The following is a 25,650-nucleotide window of genomic DNA, read 5'->3' as shown; positions in this document are numbered from 1 at the left end:
CCCCTCGGGGTCGGCCGTCGTTCGTGCTGGTGGATGCGGTCAGGCGGCGTCCAGGCCGCCGGAACCGGCCAGCTCGCGCAGCCGGTGCAGCGCCTGGATCTCCAGCTGCCGGATCCGCTCCCGGGACAGCGAGAACCGCTGCGCCACCTCGGTGAGCGAGTGCTCCCGCCCGTCGTCCAGCCCGTACCGGGCGCGGACGATGCCGGCGGACCGGTCGTCCAGGTGGCCGAGCAGCCCGTCCACCCGGTCGCGCTCCATCCCGGCCAGCACCAGATCCTCCGGGCTGGGCGAGTCGGTGTCGGCGACCAGGTCGCCGAGGTTGGTGTCGCCGTCGTCGCCGACCGGGGTGTCCAGCGACACCGTGTCCTGCGACCAGCGCTTGAGTTCGTTGATCCGCTCGACGCTGACGCCCAGCCCCTTCGCCAGCTGCTCGGCCTCGGGCTCCTGGCCCAGCTCACGGGTGAGCTGGCGGGTCATGTTGCGCATCCGGTTGACGTCCTCGACCAGGTGCACCGGCAGTCGCACGGTGCGCTCCTGCTGCGCGATGGCCCGGCTGATCGCCTGCCGGATCCACCAGGTCGCGTAGGTGGAGAACTTGAAGCCGCGCTCGTAGTCGAACTTCTCGACCGCGCGGACCAGACCGGTGTTGCCCTCCTGGATGAGGTCGAGCATCGGCATGCCGCTGCGCACGTACCGCCGGGCGATGGAGACGACGAGCCGCAGGTTCGCCTTGACGAACTGCTCCTTGGCCCGCTGCCCCTCGACCACCAGCCGAGTCAGCTCCGCCTTCGAGGCGCCGTGCACCGTCTGTCCGGCTTCGAGCAGCTTGTCGGCGTAGAGCCCGGCCTCGACCGCCTTCGCGATGTCGACCTCGCCGGCCGCGTCCAACAACGGCGTCCTGGAAATTTCGTGCAGGTACACACCGACCAGGTCGCGCTCCTCGGCGACTTTGTCGGTGCGGATACCCGTGTCGTTCGCCACGTTCGCCGTCCTCCCGTTGTGCTGAGCTGCCCGCTGTGCGCCCTGCCACTGCGTACAACGTCCTACCGACCGGAGTGATTCCGAGCTAGGGTGTATGGCCAATCACCGCAACCGGCTGCCCCCGCGGCCGATCCGGTAGTCCCCCGGTCCCTTCATGTAACCGTCCTCGCCTGCGGCCAACCCTGGTAGAGACTGGGAGAAAGCTGAAAACCTCTCCGACACCCCCACCACGGCGTCCGGCGCACCACACTGTTGCCAGGCTCGCCGGCCGCTCGCCGGCTTCCCTGATCATCGAGCCCACCTGATCATCGAGCCCACCCGCAACACTGGTGAGACGTCCGAGAGGGGCGCGCATGGCACACAGTGAGACGACCACCACTCCAACCGGTGACGGCACGGCGTTATTCCGCGCGGCCCGAGACTTCCTGCTGGCGGCCGAAGAGGACTACGACCGGGCCTACCGCGAGTTCTCCTGGCCGGAGTTGACCAGCTTCAACTGGGCCCGGGACTGGTTCGACGCGGTACTCACCGCGCAACGGCCGGACCAGATCGCGCTGCGGGTCATCGAGGAGGACGGCAGCGACACCGAACTGACCTTCGCCGACCTGACCGAGCGGTCCACCCAGCTCGCGGCGTGGCTCGCCGCCGAGGGGGTGGCCCGCAACGAGCGCGTCATCGTGATGCTCGGCAACCAGATCGAGCTGTGGGAGACGCTGCTCGCGCTGCTGCGGCTGGGCGCCGTGGTCATCCCCGCCACCACCCTGCTCGGGCCCGCCGACCTGCGCGACCGGGTACACCGGGGCGAGGCCCGGCACGTGGTGGCCCGCTCCGCCGACGCGGCGAAGTTCGCCGACGTGCCCGGGTCGTACACCCGGATCGCGGTCGGCGAACCGGTCGAGGGCTGGCTGCGCTACGCCGACGCGTACGGGTTCGGCGGCCTGCCGCCGGAGCCGGACACCGCGGCGACCGACCCGCTGCTGCTCTACTTCACCTCCGGCACCACCGCGCAGCCCAAGCTGGTCGAGCACACCCACCAGAGCTACCCGGTCGGGCACCTGTCGACGATGTACTGGCTCGGGCTGCGGCCGGGCGACGTGCACCTCAACATCTCCTCGCCGGGCTGGGCCAAGCACGCCTGGAGCAACCTGTTCGCGCCGTGGAACGCCGGCGCCACCGTGCTGGTCTACAACTACCAACGGTTCGACCCGGCGGCGTTGCTGGGCGTGCTGCGCGACGCGGCGGTGACCACGTTCTGCGCGCCACCGACCGTGTGGCGGATGCTCATCCAGGCCGACCTGTCGGCAGCGCGGCTGAGCCTGCGCGAGGTGGCCAGCGCCGGCGAGCCGCTCAACCCCGAGGTCATCGAACAGGTCCGGCGTGCCTGGGGGCTGACCATCCGGGACGGGTACGGCCAGACCGAGACCACCTGCCAGATCGGGAACCCGCCCGGCGCGCCGCTCAAGCTCGGCTCGATGGGGCGGCCGCTGCCCGGGTACCAGATCACCCTGGTCGACCCGGCCACCGACACGGTGGTGACCGAGCCCGGGGTCGAGGGCGAGATCTGCATCGACCTGGACCGCCGACCGGTGCCGCTGATGACCGGGTACCGCGACGACGCGGAGCGCAACGCGGACGCGATGCGCGGCCGGCGGTACCACACCGGCGACGTGGCGAGCCGGGACACCGACGGCTACCTGACCTACGTGGGCCGCGCCGACGACGTGTTCAAGGCGGCGGACTACCGGATCTCCCCGTTCGAGCTGGAGAGCGTACTGCTGGAGCACCCGGCGGTGGCCGAGGCCGCGGTGGTGCCGGGCCCGGACCCGGTGCGCCTCGCGGTACCCAAGGCGTACGTGGTGCTCGCCGCCGGCGTGGCACCCGATGCGGCGACCGCCCGCGACATCCTGCGCTACGCCCGGGAGCACCTGGCGCCGTACAAGCGGGTGCGACGGCTGGAGTTCGCCGAGCTGCCGAAGACCATCTCCGGCAAGATCCGCCGGGTCGACCTGCGCAAGCGCGAGGAGCAGGTGCACGGCAGCGGCACCGACGCCGCGGTGCGCTCGACCCACGAGTACTGGGAAGAGGACCTCACCGACACCCCGTGAGATCCCACGCCGCCGGTGCCCGGTGTCATCCCCGGGCTCCGGCGGCGCTGGCGATGCCCGGATCCGGCGGCGCTGGCGGGGCCCCGGATCCGGCGGCGCTGGCGGGGCCCGGACCAGGCCGACCCCGACGTTCCCGGCGGGGTGGCGTCAGCCGCCGGCGGGGCCGGAACCCGACGCCAGCGGGCCGACGGTGATCGCGCCGTGGCCGCAGACCGGCCCGTACGACCAGGCCGCGTGCGCCGTACCGGAGGCGCCGGGTAGCGCCACCTGCAGCCCGTGCGGCGCGGGCTCGCAGTTTCCGGTCTGCGACTCGCCGCTGCTTGCCACCGCGCCCCAGCTGGCCGGCGCGTACATGGTGGCGTGCGCCTTGAGCGTCACGGTGCGGGGCCGCTGCGCGGTGTCGTGCAGGACCGAGGTGGCGATCTTGCCGTTGGAGGCGGACACCAGTTGCAGCCCGACGTAGCCGGACGACTGGCAGCTGCCGCCGGTGTTGGTCAGGATGATCGACGCGTGGTGGGTGCCGGCGGCGGCACCGAGCGGCCGTACCGTCGCCTTGAGCTGGCCGGGCCGGCAGCGCTTCGATGCGGGCACCGCGCCGCCCCCGGAGGCGGCGGTCGATCCGGAGCCGGAGCCCTTGCCGCCGGTGCTCTTCCCGCCGGACGAGGTACCGCCGGAGCCCGACTTCCCAGACGAGCCGGGGTCGGCCGAGATCTGCAGGCTGCCGCTCGGGGCGGGGCTGCCGCTGCCGTGCGCCGAGTGCCCGCCGGTACCGCTCGGGCCCGAACCGGCCGCGTCGTCGTGCGACGAGCCGCAGCCGGCCAGCAGCACGGCGGCGGCCGCCACGGCGCCGAGGGCGAACGCCCGCCTGTCCGACCACCAGTGACGAGTACCCATCGGTGCCTCCCCGGCCGTGCCCGAACCGAAATGAAGTGCCCGTCGATCGTAGGTTCTGTGGTGGTTTTCCGCAGCCCGGCCCGAAATGCGGCACCCGATCGACCGACGCGCCGTCTGACCGACCCACGGCGGTCTCCGCGGCACCGGTCACGCGGGCACCCAGCCACGGCGACTCGCGACAGCGGCCCGCCGCGGCAGTCAGCGCGGCGGCGGTCAGCCGCGGCAGCGGTCAGCCGCGGCGGCGGTTGGCGGTCGCCCGGCGGGACGCGACCGCCTCGGCGGTGGCCTCCAGGTTGCGCTTGGTGCGGGTCCGGTTCTTCGCCGCGACGCCGACGAACAGGCAGTCGACCACGGTCAGCTGGGCCAGCCGGCTCGCCATCGCACCGGAACGGTACGTGGTCTCCCGCGCCGCGGTGGTCAGCACCACGTCGGCCACCTCGGCGATCGGCGAGCGCGGGTAGTTGGTCAGCGCGATCGTGGTGGCGCCCTGCCGCCGGGCCTGGTCGAGCACGTCGACGCAGTCGGTGGTGGTACCGGTGTGCGAGATGCCGAGCGCGACGTCGCCCTTGCCCAGCAGCGCCGCGCTGGTCAGCGCGGTGTGGGTGTCCGGCCAGTAGAACGCGGTCCGGCCGATGCGGTGCAGCTTCTGCTGGAAGTCGGCCGCCACCGAACCGCTCGCACCGACGCCGAACACGTCGACCCGGCCGGCCGCGGACAGCACCGCCACCGCCTGCTCGCAGGCGGCGACGTCGAGCTGCTCGGCGGTCTCCTCCACCGCCCGCGCGTCGTTGAACGAGATCGTCGCGATGATCTGCGCCATGTCCGCGCCGGGCGGGATGTCGCCGCCGACCACGCGGGCGTCCGGCGGCTCGACCCGGCGCGCCGCCTCGGCCGCCAGCCGGATCCGCAGCTGCGGGTACCCGCTCATGCCGACCGAACGGCAGAACCGGATCACCGTGGCCTCGGAGGTACCGGCGGCCGACGCCAGCTCGGTGATGGTCTGCCGCGCGGCGGCGGCCGGATCTGCGATGACGAGGCGGGCGACTCGCTGTTCGGCCGGTGACAGCGCCGGCAGCAGCCCGCTGACGTGCACGATCAGGCCGCCGGGCGCGGCATCGTTGGCAGTCTTGGACACTGGCGAGGCACCTCGATCTCTCCGGCGGTTCGGTCAGCCGGTGCTGGGACCAGTGTCGCAGTCGACGGTTGCGCGGGCTCCGACACCGATGCTGGTACGCCTCGGCCGGCGCTCAGTAAAACTCATCGTCCCGGACCGGAGTACAGCAGGTAGCGACGACGCTGGGCGCGGAACGCGGACAATTCACCCGACCATGCATGTATCACATCGGACGCGCCGGCGCCGTCGTCGATCATCGTGCGCAGCCGGGGCGAGCCGGTCAGCTTGTCGATCCAGTACGGCCGCACCGGGTCGTAGTCGTCGTAGCGCCAGGCGAACCCGTCGTACTTCTTCGCCTCCACCAGCATGTGCACCGCGGTGGCGATCGGGTCGTACCGCGCCGGGTCGACGATCTCCACCTCCAAGCCGTTGCACAGCGTGTTGGCGTACTTGTTGAACGTCGGCGTGAAGTAGGCCTCGCGGAACCGCACCCCGGGCAGGTCGGCGGCGTTGAGCCGGTCGCTCCAGTGGTAGTCCAGGTACGGCGCGCCGATCAGCTCGAACGGCCGGGTGGTGCCGCGTCCCTCGGCGGCGTTGGTGCCCTCGAACATGCAGGTACCGGGGTAGACCAGGGCGGAGGTCTGGGTCGGCATGTTCGGGCTGGGCAGCACCCACGGCAGGTAGGTCAGGTCGGTGCCGAGCTGGTCGGTGCGCCAGTTGCTGACCTGCACCACGGACAGGTCCACCGACCGGCCGGCGGCGCTTGGCAGGAACTCGCCGTTGTAGAAACGGGCCAGCTCGCCGGTGGTCATCCCGTGCTGCTGGACGATCTCCTTCTTGCCCACGCCGGACTCGTAGCCGGCGGTCATCATCGGGCCGTACGCCTTGCCGCCACAGGGATTCGGCCGGTCCAGCACCACGTAGCGCAGGCCCAGCTTCGCGGCCGCCACCATCGAGTCGTACAGCGTCCAGATGTAGGTGTAGAACCGCGCACCGACGTCCTGGATGTCGTAGACGACGGTGTCGATGCCGGCCTTGCCGAACATCGACGCCCAGTCGTCCTGGGTCGCGCCGTACGCGTCGTAGACGGTCAGGCCGGTGCGCGGATCGGTGCTGGTGCCCTCCGAGCTGCCGGCCTGGGCCGAGCCGCGGAACCCGTGCTCGGGGCCGAACACCCCGACGATGTCCACGGTGCCGCCCTCGACCATCAGGTCGACCGCGTGCCGGTACGCGGAGTCGACGCCGGTCGGGTTGGACACCATGCCGACCTTCGCGCCGGCGAGCGCCTGCCAGCCGTCGTCGATCAGGTTCTGCAGGCCGGTCCGCACCTGCTTGCGGCCGCCCGGATGCGCGGCCGCGGGTGCGGCACCGGCGCCGATCGTGGTGGCGCCGACCGCCACCGTCCCGGCCGCCGCCGACAGCAACGCTCGTCGTCTCATCGACCTCACCCACATTCCGCCCGGCCGGCCCGATGCCGACGCCGTTTCGGAAATTACAATCACCATGGGTACAGGTCAAGAAAATCGCTTTCACGAACCTGCGCGTCGTACCGCCCGGATCCCCAGGTCCCCGGCGCAGGCCCGCCCCCGGTACCCGAGACGATGCCACAGGCGCCAGGTCGCGCCTCGGTGGCGATCCCGCCGATTTCGGCCCATCGGGCCGGTTGGCACGCAAAGATCTGTAGACATGATCGAGGTCAAGCGCGTGTACGACGAATCGGCCAGCACCGACGGCACCCGCGTGTTGGTCGACCGGCTCTGGCCGCGTGGCGTCGCGAAGGCGGACGCCGACTTCGAATGGGAGAAGGTGGTGGCTCCGTCCGATGCGCTGCGGATGTGGTACGCCCACATACCCGAACGATTCGAGGAGTTCAGCCGTCGCTACCGCGGCGAGCTGACCGACGCCGAGCGGACGGCGGCGCTGGAGCGGCTCTCCGGCATCGCCCGAAAAGGCACGTTGACCCTGCTCACCGCCACCAAGGACCCGGAGCACAGCCAGGCCGCCGTGCTCCAGCAGGTCATCGCCGAGCGGGTCTGACCGGGACCATCCGCGGTCCGCGAGCGGCCGACACGCGCCCGATCCGGGCCGGCCGGCCGCTCGCGGACGGCATAGGGTGTGCGATGTGACAGGACACCTCGTCTGGATCGACTGTGAAATGACCGGCCTCGATCTGCGCCGCGACGCGCTGATCGAGGTCGCGGTGCTCGTCACCGACTCCGAGCTCAACGTGCTCGGCGACGGTGTGGACATCGTGATCAAGGCCGACGACGCCCTGCTGGACTCGATGACCGAGGTCGTCCGGGACATGCATGCCAAGTCCGGGCTGACCGACGAGGTACGCGCGTCCAGCGTGTCGATGGCCGAGGCCGAGGACGCGGTCCTCGACTACGTTCGGACGTTCGTCCCGGACCGGCGCACCGCGCCGCTGTGCGGCAACTCCATCGCGACCGACCGGGGCTTCCTCGCCCGGGACATGCCGCGACTGGACGACTTCCTGCACTACCGGATGGTCGACGTCTCGTCGATCAAGGAGCTGTGCCGCCGGTGGTACCCGCGGGCCTACTTCGGCCAACCGCAGAAGGGGCTGGCACACCGGGCGCTCGCCGACATCGAGGAGAGCATCCGGGAGCTCGCGTACTACCGGAAGGCGATCTTCGTGCCGCCGCCCGGGCCGGACGTGGACACCGCGAAGCAGATCGCCGCATCGCTGTCCACCGGCCCGGAAACCGCCCCCGAAACCCCGTAGTCGGGCCCACCGCGGCACCCGCTACTATGAACCGGCACGCCGAGCCCGGCGTGCGATGGTGGCTGTAGCTCAGCTGGTAGAGCACCGGGTTGTGGTCCCGGGTGTCGTGGGTTCAAGTCCCATCAGTCACCCCACACGAGCGGCCTCGGTCCTGCGGGACCGGGGCCTTCGTCGTCTCCCTTCCCTGTCCCACACCCCCGTCCCACCCTCCCGCCCCACACCGAGCACCGCGGCGGCACCGATCGCCAGGCAGCCGATACCGCCGGGCGGCACGCGTTCGGGCGAAGCGGGGACGAAGCACGACGGCCGCCCGGTGACGTTCCGGTTCCGGCGAACGGGTCGAACACGACCGCCGGGCGGGTGTCTCGCGGTCCCGCGACGGGAGTCCCGTCCGGCCGTGGACGGGGGCACCGCTGGCGATCCGCGGCACCCCGGGTCCGCCGTGCAGGTGACACAGCGGCGGCCGGCAGACCCTTCCGGTGGCGGTCGGTAGTGTCGCGACCGCGAGTCGCAATTGACCGACGTCGATCGGTGGCGCGACGAACAGCGGTACCGATCGACCAACGCCGAGCCTGGATTGGTCATGACACACCGTGCGGACGGCCGCGAACCGGCCGACTACGACAGCAACGGGTACGACTACCGCAGCTACTGGCGTGGCCGCGACTACGAGTCGCACGCCGAACAGCACGCGCTGGGTCGCCTGCTACCACGTTTCGGGCACGTCGAGTGGTTCGCCGACCTCGGCGGCGGGTTCGGCCGCAACCTCGCGCACTACGCCGACATCGCCGAGCACGCGGTACTGGTCGACTACTCGGCGAACAACCTACGCGCGGCCGAGGCGCGACACTACGCCGCGGTGGACCGCGGCCGGCTGCACCTGGTCCGCGCCGACCTGCGCGCCCTGCCGTTCATCGACGACGCGTTCGACGCCGCCATGGTGGTCCGGGTGCTGCACCACCTGACCGAACTCGACCGGTACCTGGCGGAGATGAGCCGCACCATCCGGGCCCGCTGGCTGCTGGACATACCGATCAAGCACCACCTGCTGGCCCGGCTGCGCGCCCTGCGGTACGGCTCGGCGGTGCCGCTGAGCGACCCGACACCGCAGATCACCGGTACCACCGCGGGCGCGTTCCGGCTGTACCACTTGGGCGCGGTGCGCGGTTCGCTGGACGCGCTGGGCTGGGACACCACCGAGGTGGCTAGCGTGAACAACCTGCGCCGCTGGGACCGGCGGCTGCCCCCACGGCTCACCGAGGCGCTGCAGACGCCGGCGGCCGGCATCGAGGCACTCGCCCAGCGGGTCGGCCGCGGCTGGTGGGGGCCGAGCCAGTTCGTCCTGGCCCGCCGGCGGCACCCGGCCCGGCCCCGGCTGCGGCCGGTACCGGAGCAGACCCAGCCGCACACCCGCGGGCTCGCCGCGCGGATGGCGTGCCCGTCCTGCCGCGGCGGGCTGGACTGGACCGACTTCGCCGCGTTCTGCCGGCGCTGTGGCGTCTGCTACCGGCACCACGACGGGTTCTGGGACTTCGCGGCCGGCGTACCGGCGCCGGTGCCGGCCGAGGCGATCGCCTGAGCGAGCCGGGGTACGGAAACGGCGGATGGCCCGGCGCGGGACTGCGCCGGGCCAGCCGCCACGTAACCGGCTGATGCGCCAGGGGGTTGCGAACCAACCTCGTGCGGCGTTGGCGCACCGGGGCGTGCACCAACCGCTCGTACCAGGCCGGTGCACCAGGGGTTGCGCACCGACCTTCGTGCCGCGCCGGTGCACCAGGGGGTCGTGCACCAACCGCTCGTACCAGGCCGGTGCACCAGGGGGTTGCACACCGACCGCTCGTACCAGGCTGATGCGCCAGGGGGTTGCGCACCAGCCGCGCCGCGCTCGTGCACCAGGGGGTCGTGCACCAGCATCGGCTACCGACAGTAACGGTACGCCGAGTAACCACGATCGACCGCCATCTGGCCTCTGATCTGCGGGTGCGGTATCCCACATGAACGCGAGGGCAACTCACAATAACTCTCTGTAGAGAATCGAGCCGACTTCTGACACCGTTATCGGACCGATGCCGGGTCTCGCCGGCGACACGCGCTTCCCACCGCTCCGCGTGGTAGCGCAGGGTCTTTGGTCCTACCCGATCGGGGCCGAAGGGGCGAGGCTACAGAGCGCTTTCTGCGGATACGCTGTGTGCAGCGGGTACGGAAACGAACGCCTCTGGGGGGTGTGCGTTCGGCCGGCCCGCAGGGTCCGAACCCGGGCTCGCGACGGCTCGCTGCCGATCTCGGCGGGGCCGCCCGGCGTGAGTGATCCGCCGATCCGGGGGACGACCGGACGTGGCTCGCCTCCCGTTGTTCTGGGGGGTGCATCGGGAGGCGAGCCTCTCTCGCTCACCGCACCGGCCGTCAGCGTGCCGGACGGTGCACCGGGCCGTGGCTGCGCTCGCAGTACGGCTCGGCCGCGGGCGCCGCGGCGGCCGGCTGGTGGTCCACCTGCAGGGTGCTGTGGTCGACCTGGTACTCCTCCCGCAGCAGCCGTTCCATCTCGCGTCGCACCCGGTGACAGTCGTACCCGGGACGCACCAGCACGTGCGCGGACAGCGCCGGCTCGCCCGAGGTGATCGTCCACAGGTGCAGGTCGTGCACCTCGGCCACGCCGTCGCAGCCGGCGAGCCGCTCCCCCAGCGCGCCGGTGTCGGTTCCGGCCGGGGCCGCCTCCAGGAAGATCCGGGCGGAGTCGCGCAACAGCCCGATGCCGGCCTTCGCCATCAGCGCCACGACGACGAGCGTGGCGATGCCGTCCGCCCGGTCGAAGCCGGTGAACAGCATGACCGCGCCGGCCACCGCGGTGGCGACGAACGCGAACAGGTCGGTCAGGATGTGCTGGTACGCGCCGCGGATGTTCAGGCTGGTCCGGTTGGCGCGGCCGATCAGCCAGGTGGCGACCAGGTTGACCACGATGCCGACCAGCGCCGTACCGAGCACCAGCCCACCGGCGACCGGCGGTGGCTCGATCAGCCGGCGGACCGCCTCGTAGCCGAGCCAGACCGCGAGCAGAAGCAGGGTCAGCCCGTTGGCCTGGGCGGAGAGGATCTCGACCCGGCGCAGGCCGTAGGTGAAGCTGCCGCGCGGCGGCCGCGCCGCGAGCCGCATCGCGATCAGGGCGAGCACGATCGAGGCGGCGTCGGTGAGCATGTGCGCGGCGTCGGACAGCAGGGCCAGCGACGACGCGAACACACCGACCACGACCTCGCCCGCCATGTACGCGACGATCAGGCACAGCGCGGCGGTCAGCAGCCGGCGGTCGGCGTTCACGGAGACCGCGTGCGTGTGTTGGTGTTCCCCAGCCACCCGGCCAATATATAAACACATTGCTATGTATGCAAGTCATGGTCGCGCGACCACATATCGCGAGATCCGGCAAAGGCTCCCGCAGCGCGGGATTGAGGTACTACGGTCACGAGTCAGGGCGTCACCGTAGTGACGCGCTCAGTATCGATGTCGATGCGCGGAGGACCGGGCAATGACCCTCACCACTCCGAAGCCGCCGAGTGGCGACATCAGTCCGCGGCCGATCGTGACCCGGCCCTGGCCGGTACACATCCCCCCGCACGGTTCGTGGTTGGCGCGCACGCTGCGGACCACGGACGCGAAGCAGATCGGGATCATGTACATGGTCACCGCCTTCGCCTTCTTCGCCGTCGGTGGGTTCCTGGCGCTGCTGATGCGCGCCGAGCTGGCCCGGCCGGGCATGCAGTTCCTGTCGCCGGAGCAGTACAACCAGCTGTTCACCATGCACGGCACGATCATGCTGCTGCTGTTCGCCACGCCGATCGTGTTCGCGTTCGCCAACTACGTCGTGCCGCTGCAGATCGGTGCGCCGGACGTGGCGTTCCCGCGCCTGAACGCCTTCGCGTACTGGTTGTTCCTGTTCGGCGGGATCCTGGTGCTCAGCGGGTTCCTCATGCCGGGTGGTGCGGCCGACTTCGGCTGGACCGCGTACCAGCCGCTCGCCGACGTCACCAACTCTCCCGGCGCCGGAGCCAACATCTGGTACGTCGGGCTGATCATTTCCGGTCTGGGCACGATTCTCGGCGCGGTCAACATGGTCACCACCATCCTGACGCTCCGGGCGCCGGGCATGACGATGTTCCGGATGCCGATCTTCACCTGGAACATCCTGATCACCAGCCTGATGGTGCTGCTGGTCTTCCCGATCCTCGCCGCGGCCCTGTCCGCCGCCCTGGCCGACCGCGTGATCGGTGCGCACGTGTACGACTCCGACACCGGCGGCGCGATGCTCTGGCAGCACCTGTTCTGGTTCTTCGGCCACCCCGAGGTCTACATCGTCGCGATCCCGTTCTTCGGAATCGTCACCGAGGTCATCCCGGTGTTCAGCCGCAAGCCGCTGTTCGGCTACAAGGGCATGGTCGGCGCCACCACCGCCATCGCCGCCCTGTCGATGACGGTGTGGGCGCACCACATGTTCGCCACCGGACAGGTACTGCTGCCGTTCTTCTCGTTCCTCAGCTTCCTGATCGCCGTGCCGACCGGGCTGAAGTTCTTCAACTGGATCGGCACCATGTGGCGCGGCCAACTCACGTTCCAGACGCCGATGATGTTCGCGTTGGGCTTCCTGGTCACGTTCCTGCTCGGTGGGTTGTCCGGCGTGCTGCTCGCCTCGCCGCCGATCGACTTCCACGTCCACGACACGTACTTCGTGGTGGCCCACTTCCACTACGTGCTGTTCGGCACGATCGTGTTCGCCGTCTATGCCGGGGTCTACTTCTGGTTCCCGAAGATGACCGGCCGGATGATGGACGACAGACTCGGCAAGCTGCACTTCTGGCTGACCTTCATCGGCTTCCACACCACCTTCCTGGTGCAGCACTGGCTCGGCGCCGAGGGCATGCCCCGCCGCTACGCCGACTACCAGGCCACGGACGGCTTCACCACGCTCAACATGGTCTCCACCATCGGCGCGTTCATCCTCGGCATCTCGATGCTTCCCTTCGCCTGGAACGTGTACAGGTCATGGAAGTCCGGACCGATCGTCGAGGTCGACGATCCCTGGGGGTACGGGAACGCGTTGGAGTGGGCGACGAGTTGCCCGCCGCCGCTGCGCAACTTCGACCGGATGGTACGCATCCGCAGCGAGCGCCCGGCCTTCGACCTGAAGTACCCGGAGCTGGTGGACGAGCCGCCGACCACCACGCCGACCATCGACGACGCGCTGGCGGCCGAGCGGGCCCTGGCCGGCGAGCGCGGCACGTCGGCCGGCGACGAGGACGACGGCTCCGGCCGGTCCGGCGGCGCGCATCGCGCCGACCGCTAGCGACGACGGCTCGAACGTGGCGGGTACCCGGCCGGGTACCCGCCACGTTCGTGTCCCCACCGGACCGACGGCGCCGGGTCCCCGCCACCGTCCTGTTCGGACCGTCCATACCGGACTGTCTGATGTGGACAGTTAGGCCGGTCCGGAAGAGGTGCTGGGGCGCCGGCTCGTCGGCCGTCGCTACCAGACCGTTCTGTCCGGTCTCGAGCGGTTTGTCATCACCACATCGTGCTCGATTGCGCACCTTCTGAAGTTTCTTTGTAGAAAATTTCCATCTAGTACCGTATTGACGGATGACATCTCCGTTGACAGGATTTGTTCGTTAGCCCCTCTCCTGTCGCTCCACCGATGACCACAGCGGAGGTCAGATGCGGCAGCACCCACCCCCAGCACCCGAGGTCGGCTGACCTCGCAGATCGGCGAGCCCGGCGCCGGCGCCGGCTCGTGTCGCACCGTCGTCGGTTCGACGGTGCACCCCCCGGTCGCGCGCTCCCCCACGGGCGGCCGGCATCCTCGCGGTTCCGCGTCCGAGCGCACCCGCCCGCGCCGCTCGACGGCGCCCCGGTACGGCCGCCAGGCGCGGATCGCCCGTCGTACGAAGGGAGTCCGTCATGGGCTGTTCCAACAGCAGCGCACCGGCGTACGGGGAGATGTCCTGGTTCTGTTGCGGCGCGTCCTGGGGACCGTGTTCCTCGGCCGGCGGCGGCGCCTGCGGCACCTGCAACTCCGGCTCGCACCAGTGCGCCTGGCCGCACGCCTCGGACGCGTGCTACTCGATCACCCAGCCGTACAACTGCGGGCACAACCTCGCCCTGCGCGGCTGCGGCCACGTCTTCTACATCACCAACCAGTGCACCGGCGGCTGCGTGTCGGCCAGCGTCGCCGACTGCGGACCGAACACCCACCTGTTCTGCGGCGAGCGGCACTGCTGCGGCTCGACCTGCGGTACCGATCGGTTGATCGACCTGACGCCGTCGGCGTTCAGCGCGATCGCCAGCCTGTCCAGCGGCCTGTTGCCGTGCCGGATCGACAGCTGAGGAGGCATCTGATGACCACCGCCATGGACCGCCGCCGGCTGCTCACCTCCGCCGTACTGGGCAGTGCCGGCATCGCCGGTGCCACCGCGCTCGGCTCGCTCGCCCCGGAGACGGCGCACGCCGCACCGGCACAGTTCACGCCGGGCGAGGTCGACCCGAACTTCGCCGAGGGCCGGGTCACCGGCATCAAGGACCACGTTCTGCTCGTCACCGGCTCGGACAACGTGCTGCACCGCATCCAGGTCACCAGCGGTACCAGCATCTGGAAGCTGCACCCGACCACGTTCGACCAGGTCGCCGTCGGCGACGGGCTCTACGCCCGGGGCGTACCGCTGCCGGGCGGCGCGCTCGGCGCGGACTCGTTGTGGGTCAACATCGTCAGCATGTCGGTGGAGATCACCGCCATCGGCCACTCGTGGCTGCACCTCAACCACGACGGCAACAAGGTGATCGGGCACGTCGTGCCGGGCCGTACCGCCGCGGTGTACCGGGACGCGCCGACCACCGGCGACCTGTCCAAGCTGCGGATCGGCCGGCACGTGCACATCATCGGGGCCTGGCGGCCGGACACCAACGAGGTGGACCTCGCGACCATCTACGCGGGCACGGTGGCGGCATGACCCCCGCCGACCGCTCGACCGGGGATGCGCCATGAGCACCGCCGGCGCGTTCACTCCCGCGGAGGCGGCGTGAGTACCCCGGCGGTGGCCGCCGTCGCGGGCGCGGCGCCGGTGCTGCTGGCCGGGGTGTTCGCGGTGTCCGGCCGGGTCAAGCTGACCAGCCGCACCGCCCGCGCGCGGTCCGCCGCTTCCGCGCTCGGCACCCTGGTCGGCAAGGACCGGGCCCCCACCGTGTACGGCGGCGTCGGCGTCGCGGAGGTCACGATCGCCGCGCTGCTGCTCGCCGGCGGCCTGGCCACCTGGTGGCCGGCGCTGACCGTGCCGGCGCGGGTCGTGGCCGGCGCCACGGCGGTGGCGGCGGCCGGGTTCCTCGGCTACCTCGCCTACTCACGGGTGGCCGCGCCCGGCTCGTCGTGCGGGTGCGTCAGTGCCCGGTCGGCGCCGGTGACCTGGCGCAGCTTCGTCCGGGCCGGGCTGCTGCTGGCGGTGGCACTGGTCGCGCTGGTGGCCCCCGTGGCGTGGCCGACCGCGGTCGCGAGCCACCCGTACCCGGTGGTCGCGGCGCTGCTGGCCGGTGGCGCGGCGATGGTGTTGCTGTCGCCGGAGGCCGACCACGAGTGGCTGCTGCCGCTGCGCCGGCTGTACGCCCGGATGCGGCCGCACCCGCTCGCCGGCCTGGCGTACGACCTGCCGCTGGCGTCGACGCTGCGCCAGCTGGAGGCGAGCGACGCCTATCGCGGCATCGGCACCCGGCTGCGCAGCGACGTGCTGGAGCACTGGGACTCCGGTGCGTGGCGGATCGTGTGCTACCACGCCGACGGCGGCCAGACCGCGGTGTTCGCCGTGCCCCGGCTGCGGTACGACCCCGACGCGGTACGGCTCGCGCTGGTCGATGATCCGCTGGTGGCCACGGCCTGACGGTGCGATGGGCCGGTGTGGTGGGGCGGACGCCTCGCCACGCCGGCCTCTTTCGTGTCCTCCGGATCTACTTGTCTAGCGGAATATTGCGAAAGCAACTAAGGTTGTGGGCGACAGGCGCCGGGACCCACCGGCGCAGCAACCGCAAGGAGTACGCCATGCCAGCCGTCACCGTGGCCAACCCGCTGGTGCTGCCCCGGGTGCCGGAGACCGCACCGACCGCGGTGCCGCGACCGGTGCGGTCGGTGACCACCGCACCGTCCGGCTTCGAGGGCGAGGGCTTCCCCGTCCATCGGGCGTTCGCCGGGGTCGACCTGCGCGACCTCGACCCGTTCATCCACATGGACCAGATGGGCGAGGTCGAGTACGCGCCGGGCGAGCCCAAGGGCACGCCGTGGCACCCGCACCGCGGCTTCGAGACCGTCACCTACATGATCGACGGCACCTTCCAGCACCGGGACTCCAACGGCGGCGGCGGCCTGATCACCGACGGCGACACCCAGTGGATGACCGCGGGCGGCGGCATCCTGCACATCGAGAAGCCGCCGGAGGAGCTGGTCGTGTCCGGCGGGCTGTTCCACGGCATCCAGCTGTGGGTCAACCTGCCGAAGCGGCTGAAGATGACCGACCCGCGCTACCAGGACATCCGCGGCGGTGAGGTCGCGCTGCTGTCCTCGCCCGACGGCGGCGCGCTGGTCCGGGTCATCGCCGGCGACGTCGCCGGCCACCCCGGCCCGGGCATCACGCACACGCCGATCTCGTTGGTACACGCCACCGTCGCGGCCGGCGCCCAGCTGCGGCTGCCGTGGCGCCAGGACTTCAACGCCCTGGTGTACGTGCTCGCCGGTCGCGGGAGCGTCGGCGCCGAGCGGCGCCCGGTGCAGTCCGGCCAGCTCGCCGTGTACGGACCGGGCGACGCGATCACCGTCGCCGCCGCCGAGGCGCAGGAGTCGCGCAGTCCGGCGCTGGAGGTGTTGGTACTGGGCGGTCAGCCGATCCGGGAGCCGATCGCGGCGTACGGGCCGTTCGTGATGAACACCCGGCGCGAACTGGTCGAGGCGTTCGAGGACTTCCAGGCCGGAAAGCTCGGCACGATTCCGGCCGAACCTCACCCGGGCCACGACGTGCTCTGACCAGACCGCACGACGATCGGGGCCATCGAGCAGCTACTCGATGGCCCCGATCGCGTCGTTGCCGCTGGGTCGCTCGCCGGTCAGCGCTTGCGCGGCGACCGGCGGGTCGTCGCACCGGTCGTCTTGCGGGCCGCGGTCTTGCGGGTGGCGGCACCCTTCTTGGCCACCGCGCGCTTGGCGGTCGTCTTCTTTGCCGCGGTCTTGCGCGCCGTGGTCTTCTTCGCTGCCGCCTTCGCGGTGGTCTTCTTCGCACCGGTCGTCTTCTTCGCACCGGTCGTCTTCTTCGCCGCGGTGGTCTTCCGCGCCGTTGCCTTCTTGGCGCCGGTGGTCTTCTTTGCCGTGGTCTTCTTGGCCGGGGTCGCCTTCCTGGCCGGGGACGTCTTCTTGGCCGCGGTCGTCTTCTTGGCGGCGGTCGTCTTCTTGGCGGCGGTCGTCTTCTTCGCAGCCGACTTCTTCGCCGCGGTCTTGGTCGCGGCCGCCTTCTTCGCGGTCGTCTTCGTCACCGCGGAGACCTTCTTCTTGCCCGTCACCACGTCCTTGAAGGCCTGGCCCGGGCGAAACGCCGGGACCGAGGTCTTGCGCACCTTCACCGTCTCTCCGGTGCGCGGATTGCGGGCGGTGCGCGCCGCCCTGGCCCGCTTCTCGAAGACACCGAAACCGGCCAGCGAAATCTTTCCACCCTTGGACACCGTGCGCTGGATCTCGTCGAGCACCGCATCAAGCGCCGTGGCGGCCTGTTTCCGGTCGCCGATGCGCGCGGTCAGCGCCTCGATCAGCTCTGCCTTGTTCACGACAACTCCCGTCAGCTATGGGCATCTGACTGCCTCGCGTTCACAGTATGCACGCCAAAGCGCCACTGACCAAACAGGACTAGCGACATTCCTGCTACGCAGCAGCGCTTTTGCATTCGGCCGGACCGTCCTATCCAGACAATGATTCGAGCGAATCTGTTGGGCGCCAACCAATTGCCGGTTCACCGATGTTCGCGCAGGTGGCTGCGGGTGCGGCCGAGAAAATTTCTCCGATCGGGACGGCGCGCCGACCGATTCGAGCCCGCAATCCCGGGCGCACCGGCGATCCGCGGCGGACGATTGACCGCTGTCGTCCGGATCCACTGCCGCAGTTGATGATCGGCGATCGCCGCGCGGCGGGCCCCCGGATACGCGGCGAGGCCACCCGTCGATCGGCTGTCGCGCAGTGAAACCCCCGGCGTCTCGGGGTGCACCGGTAGGCAGAGCGGACCACCCGATCGCGGCGTGCCGCGCCGCGAGAATCCGGTCGGCAACAGCACACCGACCGCGTCCGGCACCCCGACAGCCGGGTGAGGCTCCGGCGGCCGGCACTCAGCTGGTCGCGGGCAACAGCCAGGGCGGGCGGGACGGGCCGGAGTGCAGCGTGCCGATCCGGCGGCCGGGCCGACCGTCCACAATGGCCAGCGGCCCGTAGGTGGCGCCGGCCGGCACCCGCGTTCCGGCGCGGACCAGCGTGCCGGGGCCCAGATGAGCACCCGCCTCCACCACCACACCGGGCTCCAGCACGCTGCGCGCGCCGATCCGGGCACCGGTGATCCGGACACCGGGGCCGACCACCGCACCGTCCTGGATCACCAGATCCTCGTCGCCGTCCGCACGCAGGAGCGCGTGCTCCAACGCCTGCACGCCGGAGCCGAGCCGGATCTGCCCACCCTCACCGGCGACCAGCCGGGCGGCGATGCCGAGCACGCAACCGGTACCGAGCTCGACGTCGCCGACGACCTGGGTGGCGTCCGCGTCGGACCGGACCGCGTCGTGCCCGTCGATCGGCGGTACCGCGACGGGCACCCGGACCGGCCGGCCGACCCGGCGATGCAGCGGAAGATCGGTGAGCGGGAACCACCGGGGGGCTCCGTCGGCATCGGAGGCCGACCGCACCGCGTGCGGCGTGCGCCCGGACATCACGGTACCGGCGGGAACCACCGTGCCGGCCGGCACCAGCGTGCCGTCGGCCAGCACGCACCCGTCGCCCAGCCAGGCACCCGGCAGCAGGACGCAACCGGCACCGAGCTGGCAGAGGTCGCCGATCCGGGCGCCGAGCACGGTGACACCGGCACCGAGGACGGTGCCCTGGCCGACGGAGGTCGGATGGCTGCCGTCGCCCCACACCGTCGCGTGCGCGCCGATCCGGGCGTGATGGCCCAGCCGTACCGCCGCGTCGTGCGAGCGCACCACGCTGCCGGCCGCGAACCGTACTCCTACCCCGAGCCACAGCTCGCCGACGATCACCGCCGACTCGGCCACCTCGACACGGGAATCCGCCGAACTCAGACTCATCGGAGTTCCTCCTTCGTCGGAACTCCGACGAGGCACGACGCAGAACGCCCACGATTCACTCGCTGACGCTCGCTCATGGGGAGTCCCTCCTTCGTCGGAACTCCGACGAGGCACGACGCAGAACGCCCACGATTCACTCGCTGACGCTCGCTCATGGGGAGTCCCTCCTTCGTCGGAACTCCGACGAGGCACGACGCAGAACGCCCACGATTCACTCGCTGACGCTCGCTCATGGGGAGTCCCTCCTTCGTCGGAACTCCGACGAGGCACGACGCAGAACGCCCACGATTCACTCGCTGACGCTCGCTCATGGGGAGTCCCTCCTTCGTCGGAACTCCGACGAGGCACGACGCAGAACGCCCACGATTCACTCGCTGACGCTCGCTCATGGGGAGTCCCTCCTTCGTCGGGACTCCGACGAAGCACGACGCAGAACGCCCACGATTCACTCGCTGACGCTCGCTCATGGGGAGTTCCTCCTTCGTCGGAACTCCGACGAGGCAACGTGCAGATGCCCACTGCTCGCTCACTTGGCATCACCCCCGGCTCCCACGAGACCGGTTCCGACTCGGTCGGCGCTGTCGGATCGGACCCCTGCGGCCGGTACGGGCGGTGCTCGACGCCGTCGGCGAGCCGGCCTACCACGACGGTAATCCACCGAAAGCCTTGGCGTGACGCGGATCGAACATCCCGTACCCGGTCGAGTCGGGCAGCGGCCCGCGGCCGGAAGGCCGGTCACGCTGCGCACCACCACGCAGCGGCGTCCACAAGGGACGGTCGAGCGCTGTCAGGGCGTGGCGCTGAGCCGGTCCAGCAGGTCGGTCAGCCGGCGTAGCAGCGGAATGCAGCTGTCCTGTTCGGTGCCGGACATGTCGCTCCAGGCCTGCCCGAGCAGGTCGCGGAACAGCCCGCCGGCGTGCTGCAGCGTCCGCTCGCCACGCTCGGTGAGCCGCAGCACCGAACCGCGCGCGTCGCTCGGGTCGGCGGCGCGGACCACCAGCCCGCGGCTCACCAGCGTTCGTACCGTGCGGGTGGCGGTCGGCTGGGCCACCCCGATGACTCCCGCGACCGCCCCGACCCCCTTCACCCCGGCCTGCGCGACCGCGTCCAGCGCGACCAGCTGCGCCGCGGACAGGTCGGACAGCTGGCTCTGCACCCGGCCGCGGGTGCGCCGGGCCGCCTGGATCAGCGCGATCAGCGCCGCCGCGAACTCGTCGACACCCGGCTCGGCCGGTGCCGCACTACCCCGTTTCGTAGGCACGGTCTCGATGATCCCGCATTGCCGTGCGCCACCGGTTGCGGGCGCCGGCGCAGATGCATAGCCTCCTATGCACATGGCACGCAGACGCGGCGTAAGAGGTCCAGACAGGAAGGGCGTCGGATGGCTGTCGAGGCTCAGCGCGGGGCCTGCCAGGGCGCGGATGGGAGTGCACACCGGTGCCGTCGGCACTCGTGCCGCCAGCGCCGGCAGCCTCGTCGCGAGTCCGGCAGGCGCCGACCGGCCGTTCAGTGACAACCTCCACCAGGCCCGCACCGGACGGCATCGGCAGTCCTCCGGTCCGGACCCCAGGCACTCGGCGAAGCGGGTGGTCGACATGACGGTGGGCAGCGAGGGCCGGCACGACACGGCGGCCCCGACGGGAACCCCGACACGGATCATGGTCGGTGTCGACGGCAGCAGCGCCGGCCAGGCGGCGCTGCTTGCCGCGCAGGCGGAGGCGGCCGCGACCGGCCTGCACGTGCTGGCCGTGCACGTCCGCCGAGGGCTGACGCCGCTGGAGGCGTTGGGTTCCGGGTTCGCCGGCCTGGCCGGCGCGTGCTGGCTGAACTGCCGGGACGACGCCGAACTGTCCGCCTGGCTGGACTGCGTGCAGATGCTCGACGCCGCCGGGCTGCCCTGGACGTTCCTGGTACGCGAGGGCCAGCCGGCCGAGCAGTTGCGGGCGGTGGCGGCCGAGCTACCGGTGCGGTCGATCTACCTCGCCGCGCGATCGCGGCCGTGGTGGCGGCGCGGCCTGCATCACTGCCCGGCCCGGGCGCTGTCGCGCCGGGCTCGCTGCCCCGTTCGGGTGGTCAGCTACTCGGGCGGGTGAATCCCCGACCGATCCCCGCCCACTCGGCAGGTTCCCAGCTGGGGCGGGTATCTTGCCCTCCAGCCCGCGTCGAGGCCTCACCCCTCGGCGCGAGACGTACCGTTTTGGGTGGTGGGCCGGCTCGATCCGCGGGAGCGCGCCGGCCCACCGAACCGCGCGGGAGCGCAGAGGGAGGTACCGGTGGGCCGACATCATCCGTCCGACGCACCGGCGCCGGATCCGTCCGTCGCGCCGCCCCGGCGGACCAAGCGCCGGCACGCGCCCTGGTGGGCGCGGTTGTCGCTGGTCCTGGGCGTGATCCTGGTCGTGCTGAGCGGCGGCAGCCTCGCCGCCGGCTCGATCGTGCTCACGCGCGTGAACCACGCCCTGCCGAGCAACAACCTGATCGGTGACGGTGCCCGCAAGCACAAGGCCGGCTCGGACGTGAAGGGGCCGCTGGACATCCTGCTGGCCGGCTCGGACCTGCGCGACTCGTGGAAGACCGACGGGCAGAAGCCGCGGACCGACTCGATCATGTGGCTGCACATCCCGGCCTCGATGGACTACGCGTACCTGCTGTCGCTGCCGCGCGACCTGCGGGTACAGATCCCGGCCGACAAGCACACCGGCTTCCTGGGCGGCCAGGACCGGCTGAACGCCTCGTTCCCGGACGGGATGAAGGACGTCAACGACACCGCCGGCGGCATGAGCCTGCTCAGCCGTACCGTGTCGAACCTGACCGGGGCCGAGTGGGACATGGCCGGTCTGGTCAACTGGGACGGCTTCAAGGACATCACCAAGGCGCTCGGCGGCGTCACGATGTGCCTGGACAAGGGGTTCACCAGCCACCAGCCGGGCTTCACCAACGGACCACCGCTGACCTTCCCGGAGGGCTGCCACCACTACGACGCGGACAAGGCGCTCAAGCTGGTCCGTCAGCGCGACGACCTGCCCGACGGCGACTACGGCCGGCAGAAGCTGCAGCAGCAGTTCATCAAGCAGATCCTCAAGCAGGCCACCAGCAAGGGCGTGGTGGGCAACCCGAGCAAGGTGAACGACCTGATCGGCGCGGCCGGCAAGTCCATCACCCTCGACCTCGGCGGGTACCAGCTGGTCGACGTGGCGCTGGCGCTGCGCGGTATCACCGCCGACAAGATCGTCACGCTGCAGATCCCGCACTACTCGATCGGCCAGGGCGACCAGTACCAGGGTGAGGGGTTGCAGAAGCCGCTCGGGCCGCAGCTGTTCCGGGCGATGCGCGACGACACCATCTCCGATCTGCTGGCGGCCCATCCCGAGCTGGCCTCCAAGGTTCCGGACGGTTCCTGACCCAGGTAGGGCGCTGTTTGCGGTCAGGAGTCGACCGCAGTGACTGGCACACTGGCGTGGTGACCGTACTGACGCCGCGGGCGCTCAACCGTGCCCTGCTCGCCCGCCAGCACCTGCTGCACCGCACCGACCGGGCGGTACCCGAGACGGTGCGGCACCTCGTCGGGTTGCAGGCGCAGCTGCCGTCCGCCCCCTACCCGGGGCTGTGGTCCCGGATCGCCGGCTTCACCCCCGACCAGCTCGCCGGGCCGATGGCCGACCGGACCGTCCTGCGGATCCCGGCCATGCGGGGCACGATCCACACCCTGACCGCCGCCGACTGCCTCGACCTGCGGCCACGGCTCGCACCGGTCCTCGACCGGTTCCTGCGCACGCTGCGGGCCCGGCTCGACGGGCTGGATCTGAACAAGGTGGCCGAGACCGCGCGGGAGCTGGTCGAGCAACGGCCCCGCACCTACCACGACCTCGGTCGCGAGCTCGCGGACCGCTGGCCGGGGTACGACGCCACGGCGCTGGGGCACGTGGCGCGCTGCCGGCTCGCGCTGGTACAGGTCACCCCGCGCGGATTGTGGGGCCGCAGCGGCCCGGCCGCGCACACCACCGCCGAACACTGGGTGGGCGCGCCACTGGGTACCGACACCGCGCCGGATCCGCTGGTGCTGCGCTACCTCGCCGCGTTCGGCCCGGCCACCGCGGCCGACGTGCAGACCTGGTCCGGGCTGACCGGGCTGCGCGCGGTGCTGGACCGGCTGCGGCCGCAGCTGGTCACCTTCCGTACCGCCGATGGCGCCGAGCTGTTCGACCTCCCCGACGCGCCGCGCCCGGACCCGGACACCCCGGCGCCGGTGCGGCTCCTGCCGCCGCTGGACAACCTGCTGCTGTCGCACGCCGACCGCAGCCGGGTCGTTCCCGCCGAGTACCGGCACCACCTGCAGAGGCCCAACGGGCTGCTCCCCGGCGTCCTGCTGGTGGCCGGTACGGTGCGCGGCAGCTGGGCCGACGAGACCGGCCGGGACGGCGCCCGGCTGACCGTGACACCGTTCCGGGCGCTGTCGGTACGTGACACGGCAGCGGTCACCGCCGAGGCCCGGCGGTTGCTCGCCTTCCTGTCCCCCGACGCCGACACCCGCGAGGTGCGCATCGCCCCGGTACCGTAGCCGCCGGGCCGGCGCATGGCCGGGCGGCAGCGCGGGCCGGCACCCGGGTGAGCCGGCCAAGGCGCCCGGCCGTCGCGGGACCAGCGGCCGGCCCGGTCAGCGGCGGTGGGTGGCCAGTCGCGGCGGGGTGGCCGACGGGGCCACCTTGCGGACGAACGACTCGCGGGCGGCGTGGAATCCGGACCGGTCGTCGAAGATGTCCTGCGCCATCTCCGCGAGCTCCAGCGTCTCGTGGTAGTCCAGCGGCCGCGGTACCGGCTTGCGCGCGGCGCGGATGTCGCGCCAGGTGCCGGGTTCGGCGTACTGCTGGGCCAGGTCCGACAGCCAGGCGCCGAACTCGGCCGGGTTGCCGGGGCCGGTCAGGTCGACCAGCCCGAGCCGCGCGGCGGTACCGGAGCCGATCGGCAGGCAGTCGTTGAGCAGCTGGTCGGCGCGCTCGACGCCGATCCGCCGAGGCAGCGCATAGCTGTGCAGCTCCGAGCCGTACAGCCCCATGTCGTAGTACGGGTTGAGCACGACGCCGGCCCGCGCGGCCACCACGTCCGCGCCCAGCCCGAGCATCACGCCGCCGGCGCCGGCGTTGCCGCTGAACGCGGCGATCGTGACCTGGTCCTCGGCCGCCTCGATCAGTTCCCGGCAGACCAGGTTGATCGCCTTGATGTTCTCCCAGGCCTGCGCGGCCGGATCGGCCGCCGCGGAGATCTCGTTGAGGTGGATGCCATTGCAGAACACGTCGTCGCCGCCGCGCAGCACCAGCACGGTGGTGTCCTGCCGGGCGGCCCGGTGCAGCTCCCGGCGCAGCCGGCGGCACTGGTCGACGCCGGCCGCCCCGTTGTAGAACCGGAACGTCAGCTCGCCGACCGAACCGTGCCGCCGGTAGCTGATCTCCGCCGGCCCGTCGGTGCGCTGCGGCACCCGGTCGAGCGCGTCGGCCAGCACCGTGGCGGCGGGCAGCTTCACCCCGCCGCGCCGGCGCAGGTGGCCCAGCCACACCGCACCCTCGCCGGCGGCGACGAGCAGGTAGCCGTCCTGGCGGCCGATGATCTCGCCGGGCGTACCGGTGCCCTCGCCCAGGTGCGCGTCGAACGCGCTGACCGGCTGGCCGGCCAGTTCGGTACGCACGCCGGGGAAGCCGTCCGCGGCGCGGATCCGGCGGACGATGTCGGTGGCGTTGTCGCCCCAGTCGAAGGCGCGCTCGGCCTGCTTCATCAGCGGGCGCTCCCGGGTGTCCGGGATCGGTCGCGGCGCCGACTCCAGCGGTACCGGCCGGAAGTCGGGGTCGGCGGCGTGCTCGACGACCTCCAGCGCGCAGGCGACGGCGGCGTCGGCGACCGGCCCGGTGTACAGGGTCGACTTGCGCACCGGTTCGGCCGGCAGCGGGAACTCGCGGTGCGCCCAGATCGGGCCGGCGTCCATCTCCTCGACCGCTTGCAGCGCGGTGACGCCCCACGCCGGCGCCCCCTCGGTGATCGCCCAGTCCAGCGAGGACGGGCCGCGATCGCCGATCGGGCCGGGGTGGATGATCACCGTCCGCCACTTCGTCCACACCTCTGTCGGCACCCGTTCCTTCAGGTACGGGCAGAGGATCAGGTCCGGTTGGGCCTGGTAGACACCGTCACAGATCGTGCGCTCGTCGAGGGCGAACTCGACGGCGACGTCATGTCCGCGGTCCCTGAGTTCGTCCCAGATCCGTTGGGTCAGGCCGTTGAAGGCCGACACGAGCAGTAGCAGGCGCACGAGGTGAGACGCTAGCGAGATCCGGTGCCACCACGCAAATCTAGTTATTAACACCACGTTGCCGGTGACTGTACGAAGTTGCCGGATCTACCGAAAGCCCACAATGGTGCCGTCGCCGTGGATCGTCTAAAGTCCCGACAAATCCGCGTAACGCCGCGCGCTGAAG

22 protein-coding genes and 1 tRNA gene are annotated in these 25,650 nt (G+C 71.4%); 13 read left to right on the top strand and 10 right to left on the bottom strand.

What is annotated here, in order from left to right:
• Window positions 1–39: 39 nt before the first annotated feature.
• On the bottom strand, window positions 40–981 hold the full coding sequence (locus Asera_RS19305) for a sigma-70 family RNA polymerase sigma factor (protein ID WP_030448027.1): 942 nt from the start codon (window positions 979–981) through the stop codon (window positions 40–42).
• A gap of 353 nt (window positions 982–1,334) precedes the next feature.
• On the opposite strand from Asera_RS19305, the gene Asera_RS19300 reads away from it, so the two are divergent.
• Window positions 1,335–3,086: an AMP-binding protein gene (locus tag Asera_RS19300; protein ID WP_030448026.1), complete on the top strand. Its 1,752-nt coding sequence runs from the start codon at window positions 1,335–1,337 to the stop codon at window positions 3,084–3,086.
• Between the two features lie 147 nt (window positions 3,087–3,233).
• Here the strand turns inward: Asera_RS19300 and Asera_RS19295 are convergent, their stop codons facing one another.
• The 3 genes from Asera_RS19295 to Asera_RS19285 all read right to left on the bottom strand — a co-directional run bounded on the left by Asera_RS19295 (window position 3,234) and on the right by Asera_RS19285 (window position 6,533).
• The gene (locus tag Asera_RS19295) at window positions 3,234–3,980 is read right to left on the bottom strand and encodes a DUF4232 domain-containing protein (protein WP_030448025.1); all 747 of its coding nucleotides are present in this window, start codon (window positions 3,978–3,980) and stop codon (window positions 3,234–3,236) included.
• A gap of 229 nt (window positions 3,981–4,209) precedes the next feature.
• Window positions 4,210–5,115 (bottom strand): MurR/RpiR family transcriptional regulator, encoded by a 906-nt coding sequence (locus Asera_RS19290; RefSeq protein WP_030448024.1) that lies wholly within the window; start codon window positions 5,113–5,115, stop codon window positions 4,210–4,212.
• Window positions 5,116–5,237: 122 nt separating this feature from the next.
• A complete protein-coding gene (locus tag Asera_RS19285) occupies window positions 5,238–6,533 on the bottom strand; it encodes an exo-beta-N-acetylmuramidase NamZ family protein (protein WP_211255679.1) in 1,296 nt (431 codons plus the stop codon).
• 247 nt (window positions 6,534–6,780) lie between these two features.
• On the opposite strand from Asera_RS19285, the gene Asera_RS19280 reads away from it, so the two are divergent.
• From Asera_RS19280 to Asera_RS19265, 4 genes are all read left to right on the top strand, one after another.
• The gene (locus Asera_RS19280) at window positions 6,781–7,131 is read left to right on the top strand and encodes a DUF488 domain-containing protein (protein ID WP_030448022.1); all 351 of its coding nucleotides are present in this window, start codon (window positions 6,781–6,783) and stop codon (window positions 7,129–7,131) included.
• 85 nt (window positions 7,132–7,216) lie between these two features.
• A complete protein-coding gene (gene orn / locus Asera_RS19275) occupies window positions 7,217–7,840 on the top strand; it encodes an oligoribonuclease (protein WP_084132241.1) in 624 nt (207 codons plus the stop codon).
• Between the two features lie 58 nt (window positions 7,841–7,898).
• A tRNA-His gene (locus Asera_RS19270) sits at window positions 7,899–7,974 on the top strand.
• A 449-nt stretch (window positions 7,975–8,423) separates the two neighbouring features.
• Complete coding sequence (locus Asera_RS19265; protein WP_157035018.1) at window positions 8,424–9,419, top strand: class I SAM-dependent methyltransferase; 996 nt, start codon at window positions 8,424–8,426, stop codon at window positions 9,417–9,419.
• Window positions 9,420–10,243: 824 nt separating this feature from the next.
• On the opposite strand, the gene Asera_RS19260 is transcribed toward Asera_RS19265, so the two are convergent.
• Window positions 10,244–11,188, bottom strand: coding sequence for a cation diffusion facilitator family transporter (locus tag Asera_RS19260; RefSeq protein WP_244843941.1), 945 nt, complete (start codon window positions 11,186–11,188; stop codon window positions 10,244–10,246).
• Between the two features lie 172 nt (window positions 11,189–11,360).
• Between Asera_RS19260 and ctaD the strand changes: the two genes are divergently transcribed.
• From ctaD to Asera_RS19235, 5 genes are all read left to right on the top strand, one after another.
• On the top strand, window positions 11,361–13,172 hold the full coding sequence (ctaD, locus tag Asera_RS19255; RefSeq protein ID WP_051802657.1) for an aa3-type cytochrome oxidase subunit I: 1,812 nt from the start codon (window positions 11,361–11,363) through the stop codon (window positions 13,170–13,172).
• A 611-nt stretch (window positions 13,173–13,783) separates the two neighbouring features.
• A complete protein-coding gene (locus Asera_RS19250; protein ID WP_030448017.1) occupies window positions 13,784–14,209 on the top strand; it encodes an RlpA-like double-psi beta-barrel domain-containing protein in 426 nt (141 codons plus the stop codon).
• Window positions 14,210–14,220: 11 nt separating this feature from the next.
• Window positions 14,221–14,829, top strand: a complete 609-nt coding sequence (locus Asera_RS19245) for a cell wall protein (protein WP_030448016.1) — start codon at window positions 14,221–14,223, stop codon at window positions 14,827–14,829.
• Between the two features lie 69 nt (window positions 14,830–14,898).
• Window positions 14,899–15,747, top strand: a complete 849-nt coding sequence (locus Asera_RS19240; RefSeq protein WP_051802656.1) for a MauE/DoxX family redox-associated membrane protein — start codon at window positions 14,899–14,901, stop codon at window positions 15,745–15,747.
• A 158-nt stretch (window positions 15,748–15,905) separates the two neighbouring features.
• On the top strand, window positions 15,906–16,880 hold the full coding sequence (locus tag Asera_RS19235; protein ID WP_030448014.1) for a pirin family protein: 975 nt from the start codon (window positions 15,906–15,908) through the stop codon (window positions 16,878–16,880).
• Window positions 16,881–16,960: 80 nt separating this feature from the next.
• Here the strand turns inward: Asera_RS19235 and Asera_RS19230 are convergent, their stop codons facing one another.
• The 4 genes from Asera_RS19230 to Asera_RS19215 form a co-directional block, all read right to left on the bottom strand.
• Window positions 16,961–17,671, bottom strand: a complete 711-nt coding sequence (locus tag Asera_RS19230) for an HU family DNA-binding protein (protein ID WP_030448013.1) — start codon at window positions 17,669–17,671, stop codon at window positions 16,961–16,963.
• A gap of 182 nt (window positions 17,672–17,853) precedes the next feature.
• Window positions 17,854–18,189 carry a hypothetical protein gene (locus tag Asera_RS19225; protein WP_157035017.1) on the bottom strand — a complete coding sequence of 112 codons (336 nt, stop codon included), beginning with the start codon at window positions 18,187–18,189 and terminating at the stop codon, window positions 17,854–17,856.
• Window positions 18,190–18,223: 34 nt separating this feature from the next.
• A complete protein-coding gene (locus Asera_RS19220; protein ID WP_084132238.1) occupies window positions 18,224–19,189 on the bottom strand; it encodes a DapH/DapD/GlmU-related protein in 966 nt (321 codons plus the stop codon).
• Between the two features lie 787 nt (window positions 19,190–19,976).
• A complete protein-coding gene (locus tag Asera_RS19215) occupies window positions 19,977–20,450 on the bottom strand; it encodes a MarR family winged helix-turn-helix transcriptional regulator (protein ID WP_051802655.1) in 474 nt (157 codons plus the stop codon).
• A 334-nt stretch (window positions 20,451–20,784) separates the two neighbouring features.
• Here Asera_RS19215 and Asera_RS19210 point away from each other — a divergent pair, with 334 nt between their 5' ends.
• The 3 genes from Asera_RS19210 to Asera_RS19200 all read left to right on the top strand — a co-directional run bounded on the left by Asera_RS19210 (window position 20,785) and on the right by Asera_RS19200 (window position 23,747).
• The gene (locus tag Asera_RS19210) at window positions 20,785–21,282 is read left to right on the top strand and encodes a universal stress protein (protein ID WP_169745881.1); all 498 of its coding nucleotides are present in this window, start codon (window positions 20,785–20,787) and stop codon (window positions 21,280–21,282) included.
• Between the two features lie 180 nt (window positions 21,283–21,462).
• Complete coding sequence (locus Asera_RS19205) at window positions 21,463–22,590, top strand: LCP family protein (RefSeq protein ID WP_157035016.1); 1,128 nt, start codon at window positions 21,463–21,465, stop codon at window positions 22,588–22,590.
• A 59-nt stretch (window positions 22,591–22,649) separates the two neighbouring features.
• Window positions 22,650–23,747 carry a winged helix DNA-binding domain-containing protein gene (locus Asera_RS19200; RefSeq protein WP_244843939.1) on the top strand — a complete coding sequence of 366 codons (1,098 nt, stop codon included), beginning with the start codon at window positions 22,650–22,652 and terminating at the stop codon, window positions 23,745–23,747.
• Window positions 23,748–23,843: 96 nt separating this feature from the next.
• Here Asera_RS19200 and Asera_RS19195 read toward each other — a convergent pair whose 3' ends face one another.
• The gene (locus Asera_RS19195) at window positions 23,844–25,484 is read right to left on the bottom strand and encodes an enoyl-CoA hydratase-related protein (RefSeq protein ID WP_030448007.1); all 1,641 of its coding nucleotides are present in this window, start codon (window positions 25,482–25,484) and stop codon (window positions 23,844–23,846) included.
• Window positions 25,485–25,650: the final 166 nt, after the last annotated feature.

This window comes from Actinocatenispora sera (assembly GCF_018324685.1).
Classification (GTDB): domain Bacteria; phylum Actinomycetota; class Actinomycetes; order Mycobacteriales; family Micromonosporaceae; genus Actinocatenispora; species Actinocatenispora sera.
The sequence above is the reverse complement of the archived record's forward strand: the minus strand, read 5'-3'. Positions and strand labels throughout refer to the sequence as shown.

Bases quoted from the DNA above. Each gene is read 5' to 3' on its own strand.
- Asera_RS19300 (WP_030448026.1), top strand. From the start codon at position 1,335: ATGGCACACAGTGAGACGACCACCACTCCAACCGGTGACGGCACGGCG.
- Asera_RS19295 (WP_030448025.1), bottom strand. From the start codon at position 3,980: ATGGGTACTCGTCACTGGTGGTCGGACAGGCGGGCGTTCGCCCTCGGC.
- Asera_RS19285 (WP_211255679.1), bottom strand. From the start codon at position 6,533: ATGAGACGACGAGCGTTGCTGTCGGCGGCGGCCGGGACGGTGGCGGTC.
- Asera_RS19280 (WP_030448022.1), top strand. From the start codon at position 6,781: ATGATCGAGGTCAAGCGCGTGTACGACGAATCGGCCAGCACCGACGGC.
- Asera_RS19265 (WP_157035018.1), top strand. From the start codon at position 8,424: ATGACACACCGTGCGGACGGCCGCGAACCGGCCGACTACGACAGCAAC.
- ctaD (WP_051802657.1), top strand. From the start codon at position 11,361: ATGACCCTCACCACTCCGAAGCCGCCGAGTGGCGACATCAGTCCGCGG.
- Asera_RS19250 (WP_030448017.1), top strand. From the start codon at position 13,784: ATGGGCTGTTCCAACAGCAGCGCACCGGCGTACGGGGAGATGTCCTGG.
- Asera_RS19245 (WP_030448016.1), top strand. From the start codon at position 14,221: ATGACCACCGCCATGGACCGCCGCCGGCTGCTCACCTCCGCCGTACTG.
- Asera_RS19235 (WP_030448014.1), top strand. From the start codon at position 15,906: ATGCCAGCCGTCACCGTGGCCAACCCGCTGGTGCTGCCCCGGGTGCCG.
- Asera_RS19220 (WP_084132238.1), bottom strand. From the start codon at position 19,189: ATGAGTCTGAGTTCGGCGGATTCCCGTGTCGAGGTGGCCGAGTCGGCG.
- Asera_RS19210 (WP_169745881.1), top strand. From the start codon at position 20,785: ATGACGGTGGGCAGCGAGGGCCGGCACGACACGGCGGCCCCGACGGGA.